The organism is Methylobacterium sp. CCH7-A2, from assembly GCF_001557075.1.
Classification (GTDB): domain Bacteria; phylum Pseudomonadota; class Alphaproteobacteria; order Rhizobiales; family Beijerinckiaceae; genus Allobosea; species Allobosea massiliensis.
The window spans coordinates 48,745-63,390 of record NZ_LSKN01000033.1; the positions used below are offsets into that span (position 1 = coordinate 48,745).

Here is a 14,646-nt window from a genome sequence, read left to right on the forward strand (position 1 = left end):
CACGGACGTGAACCCGGCAAGACGGCTTCGCGACCTAAATGTGGCGGTGCACTAGCATGTGGTTTTGGGGCGCGCAATCCGTTGATGCCGATCCAAGACACGGTTTTGCCGGTCCTTTCGGAGGCGTGGCGACAGGGCCGGCCGGAACCGACCGACCTTCAGAGGAAACTCTGCGGATCGACATCGACCGCCACGCGCACCGAGCCCTTCGGCTTGCCGCAGCGGGCGAGCCAGCCGCGCAGATAGGCCTGGAGATCCACACCCCGCTCCGTCTTCACGATCAGCCGCATGCGGTGGCGCCCGCGCAGCACGGCGAGCGGCGCCTCGGCCGGGCCGAGCACGGCCACGCCCTCCGGCGCCTCGGCGCAGCGCGCCAGAGCGCGCGCATGCGCCTCGGCCTCGGGCTGGTTGTTGGCCGAGACGATCAGCGCCGCCAGGCGCCCGAAGGGCGGCAGCCCCGCCGCCTCGCGCGCGGCGATCTCTGCGGCATAAAACCGCTCCGGATCGCCCGAGACCAGCGCCTTCAGCACGGGATGGGCCGGGTCATGCGTCTGCAGCAGGGCGCGGCCGGGCTTTTCGCCACGTCCGGCCCGGCCCGTCACCTGCCGCAGCACCTGGAAGGTGCGCTCGGCCGCGCGCGGATCGCCGGATGTCAGGCCGAGATCGGCGTCGACCACGCCGACCAGCGTCATGCCGGGGAAGTTGTGCCCCTTGGCCACGAGCTGCGTGCCGATGACGATGTCGAACTCACCCGAGGCGACCGCCATCAGTTCGGTCTTCAGGCGCTCGGTCCCGCCCGGGAAATCGCTCGACAGCACGATGCCCCGCGCCTGCGGAAACAGCGTCGCCACCTCCTCCGCCAGACGCTCCACACCCGGCCCGCAGGCGGTTAGGCTCTCCTGCGCATGGCATTGCGGGCATTCATGCGGCCGGCGCTCGACATGGCCGCAGTGGTGGCAGACCAGCGCGCGCCGGAAGCGATGATCGACCAGCCAGGCCGAGCAGTTCGGGCACTGGAAGCGGTGGCCGCAGTCGCGGCACAGCGTCAGCGGCGCATAGCCGCGCCGGTTCAGGAACAGCAGGGACTGCTCGCCGGCCTCCAGATTGGCGGTCATCGCCTTCGCCAGCGTGTCCGAGATCCAGCGCCCGCGCGGCGGCTTGTCCTGGCGCAGATCGACGAGACCGAGCGTCGGCAGCGTCCGCCCACCGAAGCGCTCGGGCAGCTTGAGATGGGTGTAGCGGCCGCGCTCGGCATTGACGCGGGTTTCCAGTGACGGCGTCGCCGAGGTCAGGATCACAGGCGCGTTTTCAATGCGCCCGCGCACCACCGCCATGTCGCGGGCGTGGTAGGCGACACCGTCCTCCTGCTTGTAGGCGGCCTCGTGCTCCTCATCGACCACGATCAGGCCGAGATCGCGATAGGGCAGGAACAGTGCCGAGCGCGCGCCCGCCACCACCTTCGCCTCGCCGCTGGCGATCGCCGCCTGCAGGCGCTCGCGCCTGCGGCCCGTCACAGCCGAATGCCACAGCCCGGGACGGACGCCGAAACGCGCCTCGAAGCGGTCGATGAACTGCGCCGTGAGCGCGATCTCGGGCATCAGGATCAGGCTCTGGCGCCCGAGCCGCACCGCCTCGGCAACCGCCTCGAAATAGACCTCCGTCTTGCCCGAACCGGTGACGCCCTCGAGCAGCGTCACCCCATAGGTCGCGGCCCTGACCGAGGCGACGAGCGCCGCCGCCGCCGCCGCCTGGTCCTCCGACAGCGCCGGCGCGGCATGGTCCGGATCGGGCATGGCCGCCACCGCCTCGCGTGGCAGCGGCTCGACGGCGAAGGTCCCGGCATCGACGAGCGCATCGATCACCGCCGCACTGACCGAAGCCGCTTCCGCGAGCGCGCTCTTGGCGATGAGCAGCCCGCCTTCCGCGGCCGCGATCGCCCGCGCCCGCGCCGGCGTCATCCGTGCCGGGGGCGCGCCGACGAGCCGGACGCCCAGCTTCGGGCGCTCTGGGCCGTCCTCGGGCGGCCGACGCAACGCCAGCGCCAGCACGGATCCTTTGGGAGCGAGCGTGTACCAGGCGACCCAGTCGACCAGCTTCATCAGCGCGCCGTCGAGCGGCGGCATGTCGAGCTTGGCCGTCACGGCCTTGAGATTGCCGCCGCGCCCCGCGCCCCGCTCCCAGACGACGCCGACCGTCTGGCGCGGCCCGAGCGGCACCTGCACCACATCTCCGGGCGCCAGCACGAGACCGGGCGGCACGGCATAGCTATAGGCCTGGTCGAGCGCGAGCGGGATCAGCACCTCGACGGTGCCACCATCCTCCGCCCGATCCGCTTCGCCGCTCATCGCCCGTGCCTAGCCTCTGCCCGCCATGGCGACAACCGCCTGCCTTGCCATGGCCCCGATCGCATGATGTCTGCCGCCCTCCGGCCGCAGATCCGAGACCGCCATGCCCTTCGCCGCCCGCCTCTCCGGCGCCATTCTGCTTTCCGCTGCCACCTTCGCCGCTCCGGTGCAGGCCCAGCCGACGCCCCCCGAAAACTGGCCGGCGATCAAATGCGAGCGCTACACCAAGGCCTATGCCGAGGCGCTGTCGAGGCTGGGGCGGAAAGGACTTGGCCAGGATTTTCTCGACGCCCATGAGGCCTTTCTCGCCTCCGGCTGCAGCATCAAGGGCGAGGTCTGCCCGCGCAGCGCCGAGGAACTGAACCTCGCCAACATCATGGTCGTGATGGGCATGAACCAGGGCATGGCCAGCACCTTCATGCCCTTCGCCTGCCCGAAGCGTTGAGGTCGCCCCTTCGCGAGGCGTTAAGGTTGCGCCGTCATGCTCCGCGCCGATGCGAGGCTCAGGCTGATCATGTCCGATTTCGATACCCTCGCCCGCGCCTGGCTCGATCATCTCGCCCATGAGCGCCGGCTCTCGCCGAAGACGCTGGAAGCCTATTCCCGCGATCTGCGCCAGTTCGCGAACTTCCTCACAGACCATCTCGGCGGCGCCCCGAGCGTCGCCGACATCGCCGCCCTGAAGCCGGCCGATCTGCGCGCCTTTTTGGGCCGGCGCCGGCGCGAGGAGGTCGGCAACCGCACGCTGATGCGCCAGCTCGCAGCGCTGCGCTCCTTCGCCCGCTTCGGCGAGCGGACGGGAAGGCTCACCGCCGCCGCCTTCGCCGCGACACGCGGCCCCCGCATCGGCAAGGCTCTGCCCCGGCCGCTGGAAGCACGCGCGGCGCGCGCCGTCACCAAAGCCGAAACGCGGGCCGGCGACATCCGCGATCCTTGGATCTTCGCCCGCGACGCCGCCGTTCTCTCGCTGCTCTATGGCTGCGGCCTGCGCATCTCGGAGGCGCTGTCCCTGGCCCGCGCTCAGGCCCCGGCCCGTGCGGGCGATACGCTCACCGTCATCGGCAAGGGCAGCAAGACCCGCATGGTTCCGGTCCTGCCGGTGGTCGTCGAGTCCATCGCCGCCTATCTCGCGCTCTGTCCGTGGACTCTGCCGCCGCAGGGCCCGCTCTTCGTCGGCGCCAAGGGCGGCCCCCTCTCCCCGCGCATCATCCAGCTCGCGGTGGAGAGCTTGCGCGGTGCACTCGGCCTGCCCGATTCCGCGACACCGCACGCGCTGCGGCATTCCTTCGCCACCCACCTGCTCGGCCGCGGCGGCGACCTGCGCGCCATCCAGGAACTGCTCGGCCACGCCTCGCTCTCGACGACGCAGATCTACACCCGCATCGATTCAGCCCGGCTGATGGCGGCCTATGACGCCGCTCATCCGCAGGCGGGGCGTTGACCCCCTTCCGCTCCCCTTGGCTGCCGTTTCGGCATAAGACGCTGCGCCACGGCATTGGGGGATGATTCGTGTCTGCTCACATCGAGCCGCCCGAGGGCGGCAACAAGAAGATCGCGCTGCTCATCGCAGTGCTGGCGCTACTGCTCTCGCTGTCGGAAATCGGCGGCAAGCAGGCCGAGAACGAGGCCATCGCCAAGAACATCGACGCCTCGAATCTCTGGTCCTTCTTCCAGGCCAAGACCATTCGCGGCACCACCGTTCGGACCGCCGCCGAGGCGATGGAGATCGATCTGATCGGCACCACCGACGCCGCCACGCGCGAGCGGCTGCAGAAGCGCATCGACAGCTGGAAGGCGACGGTCGCCCGCTACGAATCCGAGCCGGAGACGCAGGAGGGCCGCAAGGAGCTGATGGCCCGCGCCAAGGCGACCGAGCAGATCCGCGACGACCAGAAGGCCCGCAGCGAGAATTTCGAGATCGCCTCGGGTCTGCTGCAGATCGGCATCGTCGTCGCCTCGGCCTCGATCATCACCGGCGTCGGAGTCCTCGCCTATGCCGCGGGCGGCCTCGGCGCGCTCTCACTGGTCTTCATGGCGCTGGCGCTTGTCGCCCCGCGCCTGCTGTTCTGATCAGGCCTCCGCGCCGGGATAGGCCGGCAGCGGCGGGCGAAGCCTCTCCCAGGCGCGCGCCAGCCGCAGCACGCCGAGATCGTCGAAGCGCCGCCCGGTGATCTGCAGCCCGATCGGCAGTCCGCCCGCCGTCATCGCCGCGGGCACGGCGATCGAGGGCTGGTCGGACATATTGGCGGGCAGGGTGAAGACGATGTGCTCGAAGGGCCGGTCCGGATCATGGATCGGCGAAGCGAGCTCCGCCGCATAGCTCGGCACCGGCGCAACCGGCGACAGCACGAAATCGAAGGGCGCGCTCTGCTTCAGCGCCGCGTCCTTGATCGCCAGCATCTGGCTCATCCCGCGATAGACGCGCTCGCCGGAGAGCCCGTCGCCCCGCTTCGCCCAGGCGAAGATATAGGGCAGCACCTGCGCCTGCTTGTCCGGCGAGAGCGCACCGATATCGGCCCAGGCGCGCTGGCTCCAGAAATCGTCGAGCCCGTCCAGCATGGTTCGCGTCAGGAAGGCCGGCGCCTCCTCGACGATCGCGCCCGCCGCCGCGAAGGCGCAGCCAGCCGCCTCGATCGCTGCCCTCGTCTCCGGCTCGACGGGGATCCCGATGCCCGGATCGAGATGCAGGCCGAGTCGCAGCCCCTTCACGTCGATGTCGAGGGACCGCCAGTCGATCTCCTGCGGTGGCAGGCTCATGCCGTCGCGCGCATCGGGTTTCGCGATCTCACGCATCATCAGCGCGGCATCCGCGACCGTTCGGGTCATCGGCCCGGCGACGCGGCCGTAATAGCTCGGGTCGATCGGCACGCGGCCGAAGCTCGGCTTCAGACCGACCAGCCCGCACCAGCCGGCCGGCAGCCGGATCGAGCCGCCGATATCGGTCCCGACATGAAGCGGCCCGTAGCCGGCTGCGCCCGCCGCCCCGGCCCCGGCCGAGGAGCCGCCCGGGTTTTTCGTCACATCCCAGGGATTGCGGGCGAGCTCGTGGAAGCTCGACAGGCCCGAGGACAGCATCCCGTAATCGGGCATCGTCGTCTTCGCGAGCATCACGAAGCCCGCCTCCCCCAGCCGCGCCGCGACCGGGGCGTCCTCCGGCATGGGCGACAGATCGCGCGCGGCTGTGCCGATGGGCATCGGCGTGCCCTTGGTGGCGATGTTCTCCTTGATCGTTCCCGGCACGCCATCGAGCGGCAGCGGCTCGCCCTTCATCCAGCGCGCCTCGGAGGCCTTCGCCGCCCGCAGGGCCGCCTCGGGATCATAGGCATAGAGCGCCTTGATCCGAGGCTCCCACCGCGCGATCCGCGCGATCACGGCCTCCAGCACCTCGACGGGAGAGAGGCTTCGGGCGCTGTAGGCGTCGAGCAGCTCGACGGCACTGAGATCGGCGGGGTTCGGCATGGCGCAGGCTCCGGTCGGCTAAGGCGGCGGCTCGCCTCGTGCATGACACGAGCCGCGAAGGAGCGGCAGGTGGCATGGGGCGCCTCCCCCAGACCCGTGCCGCATCGCGACCAAGCAAGCACCGCGCCGCGGCGACGCGTCAGGCGAAGTAGTCGGGGTGCTCCGCCTTCAGATGCACCAGGTCCGGCAGCAGCGTGCCCAGATGCTTGCGCATCGCCGCAACCGCTGCCGGTGCGTCCTTCCTGCGGACGGCATCGACGATGGAGAGATGCTCGCGGATCACCATGGCCATGCGCCCCGGCACCGGCAGCGTCATGCGGCGGCAGCGGTCGATCTGGCTCTTGGCGGCATGAGCGATCTTCCAGATTCCGGGATAGCCGGCAACCATCGCCAGGGCCTCATGGAAATCCTCGTCGGCGATGTGGAAGCTCTCCTGCTCACCCGCTTCGAACGCCTCGTGCTGCCGGGCGATCGCGGCGTCCAGCAGGCCGATGGCGTCCGTCGTCGCGATGCGAGCCACGAGATCGACCGTCGCGCATTCGAGCGCCTGGCGGATGAAGACTGCCTCGGGGATCGCCTCGGTCGGGATCCGCGCGACGAAGGTGCCCGCCTGCGGGAAGATCTCGACCAGCCCCTCCTCCTTGAGCCGGATCAGGGCCTCGCGAACCGGCGTCCGGCTGGTGCCGAACCGGGCGGTCAGCTCCTTCTCGACCAGCGCCGAGCCGGGAACTGCTTCCATCGAGAGGATCGCGCGCCGCAGCTCGTCCTGAACCAGCGAGGCAGCCGTCGCGCGCCCGGTCGGGACACCGCCGAGAGGCTGCCGCCGTCGCTCGCGCCGCGGGCCGTCCTCGCTCCGGATGGTGATCTGCGCCATCGCCATGCCTCGCTGCGCGCCGCATCCCGGGACTCTCGGCCGGGACGGGAAGCCGCTCCTTCCGCCTCGTTCGGCAGATAGCACGGTCGCTTCCGACAAACTAGTATATTAGTATATTGACCGATTGCAGCGCTCGCGACTATGGTCGGCCGCTGAGCCTCGACGAGCGCCGGACCCCATGTTGCTGCACGATGATCGCCTGTTCCCCTCCGATCCGGTCACGCGCGGAATAGCGCGGCGGCTCTACGCGACCATCCGCGACCTGCCGATCATCTCGCCGCATGGCCATACCGATCCGCGCTGGTTTGCCGAAGACCAGCCTTTCGCCGACCCCGCCACATTGCTGGTGAAGCCAGACCACTACATCTTCCGCATGCTGTACTCGCAGGGGGTGCCGCTGGAGAAACTCGGGATCCCGCGCAAGGACGGTTCGAAGGTCGAGAGTGACCCGCGCGCGATCTGGAAACTCTTCGCCAGCCACTGGCATCTGTTCCGCGGCACGCCGAGCCGGCTCTGGTTCGAGCATGCGTTATCCAGCGTCTTCGGCATCAACGAGCGCCTGTCGAGCGACAATGCCGACCGCCTCTATGACCGCATCGCCGAGAAGCTGCAGGAGCCGGATTACCGCCCGCGCGCCTTGTTCGAGCGGTTCAAGATCGAGGCGATCTCGACCACGGAAGGTGCGCTCGACGATCTGAAATGGCACGACATGATCAGGGCCTCGGGCTGGGGCGGCAAGGTCGTCACGGCCTACCGGCCCGACAGCGTCCTGGACCCGGAGTTCGAAGGGTTCGCGGCCAATCTCGAGCAGTTCGGCGCCCTGACCGGCGAGGACGTGATGAGCTGGAGCGGCTATCTCGCCGCCCATCGCCAGCGCCGCGATTATTTCCGTGAGCGTGGGGCCACCTCCTCCGACCACGGCCACGCCACCGCCCGCACCGCCAACCTCTCCAAGGCCGACGCCGAGGCGCTGTTCGCCAAGGTCGTTGCCGGCAAGGTCTCCGCCGAGGAAGCCGATCTCTTCCGCGGCCAGATGCTGACCGAGATGGCGAAGATGAGCCTCGATGACGGGCTCGTCCTGCAGATCCATCCCGGCTCCTCGCGCAACCACAACCCGCGCCTGTTCGAGCGCTTCGGCCGCGACATGGGCGCCGATATCCCCGTCCGGATGGAATATGTCGCCGCGCTGAAGCCGCTGCTCGATGCCGTGGGCAACGAGCCCAACCTCACCGTCATCGCCTTCACCCTCGACGAGACCACCTATTCGCGAGAACTCGCGCCGCTGGCCGGTCACTATCCGGCGCTGAAGCTCGGACCGGGCTGGTGGTTCCTCGATGCGCCCGAGGCGATGCTGCGCTTCCGCGAACTGACGACCGAGACGGCCGGCTTCTACAACACGGTCGGCTTCAACGACGACACCCGCGCTTATCTCTCGATCCCAGCGCGCCATGACGTCGCCCGCCGCTGCGACTGCGCCTATCTCGCCAGGCTCGTCGCCGAGCACCGCCTCGACGAGGACGAGGCGGCGGAGGTCGCCCATGACCTCGCCTACCGTCTGGCCAAGGAGGCCTACCGCCTGTGACCGCTTCCAAGACCATCGATGAACGCCAGGCCGCGCATCCGCGCGACGTCCGCAACTACGACACCGAGGCGTTGCGCGCCGATTTCCTGATCGAGCGGCTCTTCGCGCCGGGCGAGCTGCTCCTGACCTACAGCCATTACGACCGGATGATCGTCGGCGGCGCGACGCCGACGACGGCCGCCCTCTCGCTCGCGCCCTTCGCGCCGACAGGGACGCCCTTCTTCCTGGCGCGGCGCGAGCTCGGCGTCATCAACATCGGCGGAGCCGGCCGCGTCACCATCGACGGCCAGGCCTTCGAGCTGCCGAATCTCGACGCTCTCTATGTCGGGCTGGGCGCGAAGGAGGTCTCCTTCACCAGCGCCGACGCGGCGAACCCGGCGAAGTTCTACCTGACCAGCGCGCCCGCCCACCGCGAGGCACCCCACCAGCTCATCCGCAAGGAGGACGCCAACACGATCCATCTCGGCTCTCCGGAGACCTCGAACAAGCGCACCATCCGCCAATACATCATGCCCAACACCACCGGCACCAACCAGCTGGTGATGGGCATGACCGCGCTGGAGCCCGGCTCGGTCTGGAATTCCATGCCCTGCCACACCCATACGCGGCGGATGGAGGCCTATCTCTATTTCAACCTCGACCCGGCCCACCGCGTCTTCCACTTCATGGGCGAGCCGACGCAGACCCGCCACCTCCTCGTCGCCAACGAGCAGGCGGTGATCTCGCCGAACTGGTCGATCCATTGCGGCTGCGGCACGTCGAACTACGCCTTCGTCTGGGCCATGGCCGGCGACAATGTCGAGTTCACCGACATGGATCCCGCCCCCGTGGACAGCTTGCGCTGATGGCCTCGCCCTTCGACCTCACCGGCCGCACGGCCCTGGTCACCGGCGCCAATACCGGCATCGGCCAGGGCATCGCGCTCGCGCTGGCGCAGGCCGGCGCGACCGTGGTGGCCGCCGGGCGCTCGGACCTGACCGAGACGCTGGCGCTGATCGCGGAAGCCGGCGGAACGGCTCGTCCCCTCAAGGTCGATCTGCAGGAACAGGGCATCGCGCCCCGCGTCATCGCGCAGGCTGAAGCGCTCGCCGGCCCGCTCGACATCCTCGTCAACAATGCCGGCATCATCCGCCGGGCCGATGCGCTCGACTTCAGCGAGAGCGACTGGGACGAGGTGATAAACGTCAACCTCAAGGCGACGTTCTTCCTGGCGCAGGCCTTCGCGAAGTCCGCCGTCGCGGCCGGTCGTGGCGCACGCATCGTCAACATCGCCTCGCTGCTCTCCTTCCAGGGCGGCATTCGCGTCGCCTCCTACACCGCCAGCAAGAGCGGGCTCGCCGGCCTGACGAAGCTTCTCGCCTGCGAATGGGCGCAGAAGGGCATCAATGTGAACGCGATCGCTCCGGGCTATATCGAGAGCAACAACACGGAAGCGCTGCGCGCCGATCCGGACCGCAACCAGGCGATCCTCGCGCGGATTCCCGCCGGCCGCTGGGGCAAGCCCTCGGACATCGGCGGCGCCGCCGTGTTCCTGGCGAGCGACGCCGCCGCCTACATGCACGGCGCCATCATCCCCGTCGACGGAGGCTGGCTCGCACGATGACCGACCGTCTCAATTCCTTTTTCCAGAGCGAGGCCGACATCGCCTGGGAGCCGACCGAACCCGGCGTGAAGCGCAAGATCATGGCCTATGGCGAGGATCTGATGATCGTTCGCGTGGTCTTCGAGGCCGGCGCCGTCGGCAAGGCGCACCAGCACCCGCATCGCCAGGCGTCCTATGTCGAGAGCGGCGTCTTCGACGTCACCATCGACGGCCGCACGCAGCGGCTCAGGGCCGGCGACACCTTCTTCGTCCCGGCCGATCTCGTCCACGGCGTCACCGCCATCGAGGCCGGCCAGCTGATCGATTCCTTCACGCCCATGCGCAGCGAATTTCTCTAGACGAGACCGCCCTGCCGGCTACCGCCGGCTGGGCTCCCATCACGGGACAAGAACGACCGGAAAATCCGGCATCGAGAATAACAAGGGAGAGGACCTCAACCATGCTCACCAAACGCATGTTCTCCGCGCTCGCGGGCGCGGCCATTCTCGCCGCCGCCACGACCGGTGCCGCCGCGCAGACCGTCCTGCGCTCGACCGACATCCACCCGACCGATTATCCGACGGTCGAGGCGGTCCGGCACATCAGCAAGCTGCTCGAAGAGCGGACCAAGGGCCGCATCAAGATCAACGTCTTCCATTCGGCCCAGCTCGGCAACGAGAAGGACACGATCGAGCAGACCCGGTTCGGCGTGATCGACCTGAACCGCATCAACATGGCGCCGTTCAACAACCTGATCCCGGCGACCAATGTGCCGTCCCTACCCTTCATCTTCCGCTCGGTCGAGCACATGCGGAAGGTCATGGACGGCCCGATCGGCGACTCGATCCTCAAGGAGTTCGAGAAGCACGATCTCGTCGGCCTCGCCTTCTACGATTCCGGCTCGCGTTCCTTCTACAACTCGAAGCGGCCGATCAACACGCCCGCCGACATGAAGGGCATGAAGATCCGCGTCCAGCAGTCGGACATGTTCGTGGCTCTGGTTTCGGCGCTTGGCGCCAACGCCACGCCGATGGCCTTCGGCGAGGTCTACTCGGCCCTGCAGACCGGCGTCATCGACGGCGCCGAGAACAACTGGCCGTCCTACGAGTCGACCAAGCATTTCGAGGTCTCGAAGTTCTACTCGCTGACCGAGCACTCGCTCTCGCCCGAGGTGCTGGTCATGTCCAAGCGCAGCTTCGACAAGCTCTCCAAGGAAGATCAGGAGATCATGAAGGCTGCGGCCAAGGAGTCCGTTGCCAAGATGCGCGAGCTCTGGGACGCCCGCGAGAAGGCCTCCGAGGCCAAGGTCAAGGCCGGCGGCGCCGTGATCAATGCGGTCGAGAAGCAGCCCTTCATCGATGCGATGAAGCCCGTCTACGACCGGTTCGTTACCGATCCGGCGCTCAAGGACCTCGTCGCCAAGATCCAGGCGGTGAAGTGATCGCCTAGGCCCCAACGGGCGGCGGAGCCATCCGCCGCCCGTTTCTTGTGTCCAGCCCAAACCCCAGGACAACCCATGACCGGTTTTGCCCGGATGCTCACGCGCATCAATGCACGCCTCAGTCTGATCGCGCTGCTGGCGGCAGGCTTGGGACTGATCGCCATGACGGCGATCGTCGCCTGGACGGTGTTCGGGCGCTACGTTCTGAACGCGACACCGACCTGGGGCGAGCCGGCATCCTTGTTCCTGATGCTCTGGTTCATCCTGCTCGGCGGCTCCGTTGGCGTCCGGGAGCTCGATCACATGGGCTTCGACGTCGGCCTGCACTACCTGCGAGGCCCGGCGAAATCGGCGCTCATCGTCGCCAACGAGGTGCTGGTGACGCTCTTCGCCTTCGCGATGGTCTGGTACGGCACCGAACTCGCCGCCAAGGTCTGGAGTGACCGGCTGCCGATGATCGGCATCTCGAAGGGTTGGGACTATGTCCCGATCATCGCCGGTGGCGCGCTGATCGCGCTGTTCTCGATCGAGAAACTGCTGCTGTTCCTCACGGGCGAGAAGCTGGCACCGATGCCGCTGAACGCCAACGGCCTCGGCGGGGAGGCCTGAGCCATGGCGATCACCGTTCTTTTCGTCTCCTTCACGCTCCTGCTGCTGATGGGCGTGCCGGTCGCCTTCTGCCTGGGCATCGCCTCGATGGCGACCGTGCTCTACATCGGCATCCCGCCCGTCGTGGTCTTCCAGCAGCTTTCGACCGGCATGAACGCCTTCGCGATGCTGGCGATCCCGTTCTTCATCTATTCGGGCGACCTGATGATCCGCGGCGGCATCGCCGACCGGCTGATCCAGTTCGCCTCGTCCCTCGTCGGGCATCTGCGCGGTGGGCTGGGCCAGGTCAACGTCATCACCTGCACGCTCTTCGGTGGCATCTCGGGCTCGGCCGTGGCCGATGCCTCGGCCGTCGGCGGCATCATGATCCCGCAGATGGTCAAGCGCGGTTATGCGCCGGACTACGCCGTCAACGTCACGGCCAACGCGGCGATCATCGCGCTGCTGATCCCGCCCTCGCACAACATGATCATCTACTCGCTGGCGGCAGGCGGAACGATCTCGATCGCTGATCTCTTCACCGCCGGCGTCGTTCCCGGAATGATGCTCTGCCTCGCGCTGATGGTCGCGGCCTGGGCGGTCGCCGTGAAGCGCGGCTATCCGGCCGATGTCTTCCCGGGCTTCCTGACCGTGGCGCGCTATCTGGTGGCGGCGCTGCCCGGCATCCTGCTGATCGGCATCATCTTCGGTGGCGTCCGCTCGGGCGTCTTCACTGCCACCGAATCCTCCTGCGTCGCCGTGGTCTACGCGCTGCTGGTCACGGTCTTCGTCTATCGCGGACTCGACTTCAAAGGCTTCGTGCATGCGACGCTGGGGGCGGTCCGCACCACGGCCATGGTACTGCTGATCATCGGCGCCGCCAGCTCCTTTGGCTGGCTCATGGCCTTCCTGCAGGTTCCCGCCGCGACCATCCAGCTGATGCAGTCGATCTCCGACAATCCGCTGGTCATTCTGCTGCTGATCAACGTCATCCTGCTAGTGCTCGGCACCTTCATGGACATGGCGCCGATGATCATCATCTGCACGCCGATCTTCCTGCCCGTGGTCAAGGCGATCGGTATCGACCCGGTTCATTTCGGCGTGATCCTGATCCTCAACGCCGGCATCGGCCTGAACACGCCGCCGGTCGGCTCTGTCCAGTTCGTCGCCTGCGCCATCGGCAAGGTCTCGATCAGTGAATCGATGAGGACGATCTGGCCCTTCTACGGGGCCAGCGTTGCGGTGCTGCTGCTCGTGACCTACGTTCCCGCCTTCTCACTCTGGCTGCCGGGCGTATTCCGTTGACGAGACTGACGACGAGGACGCTGTCCTCCCTGCCGGCGGTGGTCCGCCGCCCTGCCTATGACCGCTCCCATCTCTCGCCGGGAATCGTGCATCTGGGGCTCGGCGCTTTCGCCCGCGCCCATCTCTGCGAATACACCGAGGATACGCTGGAACTGGAAGCGGGCGCCTGGGGCGTCACCGGCGCCAGTCTGCAGCGGCCCGACCAGCGCGATCGCCTCAGCCCTCAGGATGGCCTCTACACCCTGCTGAAGCGCGCCCCGGCCGGGCCGGAGCTGCGGATCATCGGTTGCCTCCGGGAGGTGATGGTCGCCCCGGAGGATCCGGCCGCACTGGTCGCGCGCATGGCCGCAGCGGAAACGCGGATCGTCTCGCTGACGGTCACCGAGAAGGGCTATTGCCATGACCCGGCGACTGGCCGGCTCCGCGCCGACCATCACGACATCGTCCACGATCTCGCCAACCCAGACGCCCCGCGCTCGGCGGTGGGCCTGATCGTTGCCGCCCTGAAGGCCCGCCGCGCCGCCGGGCTCGGCCCGTTCACGGCGTTGAGCTGCGACAACCTTCCCCATAATGGCGGCGTGCTGCGCGGGCTGGTGCGCGATTTCGCGGCGCTCTCCGATGACGGGCTCGCCCAGTGGATCGAAGCCAACGGCGCCTTCCCGGCGACGATGGTCGACCGCATCGTGCCCGCCACGACCGAGGCGGACATCGCCGAGGTCGCCGGCCTGATCGGGCTGGAGGACGCCGCGCCCGTGATCGGCGAGCCCTTCCGGCAATGGGCGATCCAGGACGTCTTCGCTGCCGGCCGCCCGGCCTGGGAGCGCGGCGGCGCGCAGATGGTCTCGGAGGTCGCGCCCTTCGAGTTCATGAAGCTGCGCATGCTCAACGGCGCGCATTCCTCGCTCGCCTATCTCGGCTATCTCGCCGGCCACGAAACCGTGTCCGAGGCCAGCGGTGACCCGGTCTTAGCCCGCTTCCTCGAAGGGCTCTGGGCCGAGATCATCCCGACCGTGCCCGCGCCGCAGGGCGTCGTTCTCGGCGACTATGCGCAGGCGCTGCTCGCCCGTTTCCGGAACCCCGCCATTCGCCATCGCACCTGGCAGATCGCCATGGACGGCTCGCAAAAGCTGCCGCAGCGGCTGCTCGGCACCATCCACGACCGCCTGAAACAGGATGCTGCGATCGACCACCTCGCGCTCGGTGTCGCGGCCTGGATGGCTTACGTCTCAGGCACCGATGAAAAGGGCGCGACGATCGACGTCAGCGACCCGCTGGCCGCGACTTTCGCGGAGAAGGCCAAGGCGGCCGGCCGCAATGCCACGGCGCTCAGCCGGTCGCTGCTGAGCATTGAGGCGATCTTCGGCGCCGACCTGCCGCACGAGCCGCGGTTCACGCGCGCCGTCGAGACGCATTTGGCAGCGCTGTTCGACAAGGGCGCGAAGGCGACGGTGGCCGCCCTCTGATCGAACG

At 68.3% G+C, this 14,646-nt stretch carries 14 protein-coding genes; 11 read left to right on the plus strand and 3 right to left on the minus strand.

The annotated features are described in order from the left end of the window. Positions 1–158: 158 nt before the first annotated feature. Positions 159–2,345 (minus strand): primosomal protein N', encoded by a 2,187-nt coding sequence (locus AX750_RS03210; protein WP_066717860.1) that lies wholly within the window; start codon positions 2,343–2,345, stop codon positions 159–161. Positions 2,346–2,448: 103 nt separating this feature from the next. Between AX750_RS03210 and AX750_RS03215 the strand changes: the two genes are divergently transcribed. From AX750_RS03215 to AX750_RS03225, 3 genes are all read left to right on the plus strand, one after another. Further along, positions 2,449–2,790 (plus strand): hypothetical protein, encoded by a 342-nt coding sequence (locus AX750_RS03215; RefSeq protein ID WP_066717863.1) that lies wholly within the window; start codon positions 2,449–2,451, stop codon positions 2,788–2,790. Between the two features lie 36 nt (positions 2,791–2,826). After that, positions 2,827–3,786, plus strand: coding sequence for a tyrosine recombinase XerC (locus tag AX750_RS03220; protein ID WP_066717873.1), 960 nt, complete (start codon positions 2,827–2,829; stop codon positions 3,784–3,786). A 68-nt stretch (positions 3,787–3,854) separates the two neighbouring features. After that, positions 3,855–4,415, plus strand: coding sequence for a DUF4337 domain-containing protein (locus AX750_RS03225; protein ID WP_066717876.1), 561 nt, complete (start codon positions 3,855–3,857; stop codon positions 4,413–4,415). Here AX750_RS03225 and AX750_RS03230 read toward each other — a convergent pair whose 3' ends face one another. Both AX750_RS03230 and AX750_RS03235 read right to left on the minus strand, forming a co-directional pair. Continuing rightward, positions 4,416–5,804 (minus strand): amidase, encoded by a 1,389-nt coding sequence (locus AX750_RS03230; protein ID WP_066717879.1) that lies wholly within the window; start codon positions 5,802–5,804, stop codon positions 4,416–4,418. Between the two features lie 139 nt (positions 5,805–5,943). Next, positions 5,944–6,678: a GntR family transcriptional regulator gene (locus tag AX750_RS03235; RefSeq protein ID WP_082735167.1), complete on the minus strand. Its 735-nt coding sequence runs from the start codon at positions 6,676–6,678 to the stop codon at positions 5,944–5,946. A gap of 178 nt (positions 6,679–6,856) precedes the next feature. Between AX750_RS03235 and uxaC the strand changes: the two genes are divergently transcribed. The 8 genes from uxaC to AX750_RS03275 all read left to right on the plus strand — a co-directional run bounded on the left by uxaC (position 6,857) and on the right by AX750_RS03275 (position 14,639). Next, a complete protein-coding gene (uxaC, locus tag AX750_RS03240; protein WP_066717886.1) occupies positions 6,857–8,260 on the plus strand; it encodes a glucuronate isomerase in 1,404 nt (467 codons plus the stop codon). After that, a complete protein-coding gene (gene kduI / locus AX750_RS03245) occupies positions 8,257–9,105 on the plus strand; it encodes a 5-dehydro-4-deoxy-D-glucuronate isomerase (RefSeq protein ID WP_245282291.1) in 849 nt (282 codons plus the stop codon). Before uxaC ends, kduI begins: the two co-directional genes overlap by 4 nt. Next, entirely contained in the window at positions 9,105–9,863 is a 759-nt protein-coding gene (gene kduD / locus AX750_RS03250; RefSeq protein WP_066717888.1) for a 2-dehydro-3-deoxy-D-gluconate 5-dehydrogenase KduD, read from the plus strand. Before kduI ends, kduD begins: the two co-directional genes overlap by 1 nt. Beyond that, the gene (locus AX750_RS03255) at positions 9,860–10,201 is read left to right on the plus strand and encodes a cupin domain-containing protein (RefSeq protein WP_066717890.1); all 342 of its coding nucleotides are present in this window, start codon (positions 9,860–9,862) and stop codon (positions 10,199–10,201) included. The genes kduD and AX750_RS03255 overlap by 4 nt, the downstream gene beginning before the upstream one ends. 116 nt (positions 10,202–10,317) lie before the next feature. After that, entirely contained in the window at positions 10,318–11,283 is a 966-nt protein-coding gene (locus AX750_RS03260; protein ID WP_245282294.1) for a TRAP transporter substrate-binding protein, read from the plus strand. 75 nt (positions 11,284–11,358) lie between these two features. Continuing rightward, complete coding sequence (locus tag AX750_RS03265) at positions 11,359–11,892, plus strand: TRAP transporter small permease (RefSeq protein ID WP_066717896.1); 534 nt, start codon at positions 11,359–11,361, stop codon at positions 11,890–11,892. A gap of 3 nt (positions 11,893–11,895) precedes the next feature. After that, complete coding sequence (locus AX750_RS03270; RefSeq protein WP_066717899.1) at positions 11,896–13,176, plus strand: TRAP transporter large permease; 1,281 nt, start codon at positions 11,896–11,898, stop codon at positions 13,174–13,176. Continuing rightward, positions 13,173–14,639 carry a mannitol dehydrogenase family protein gene (locus AX750_RS03275; protein ID WP_066717902.1) on the plus strand — a complete coding sequence of 489 codons (1,467 nt, stop codon included), beginning with the start codon at positions 13,173–13,175 and terminating at the stop codon, positions 14,637–14,639. Before AX750_RS03270 ends, AX750_RS03275 begins: the two co-directional genes overlap by 4 nt. The last annotated feature ends 7 nt before the right edge of the window (positions 14,640–14,646 follow it).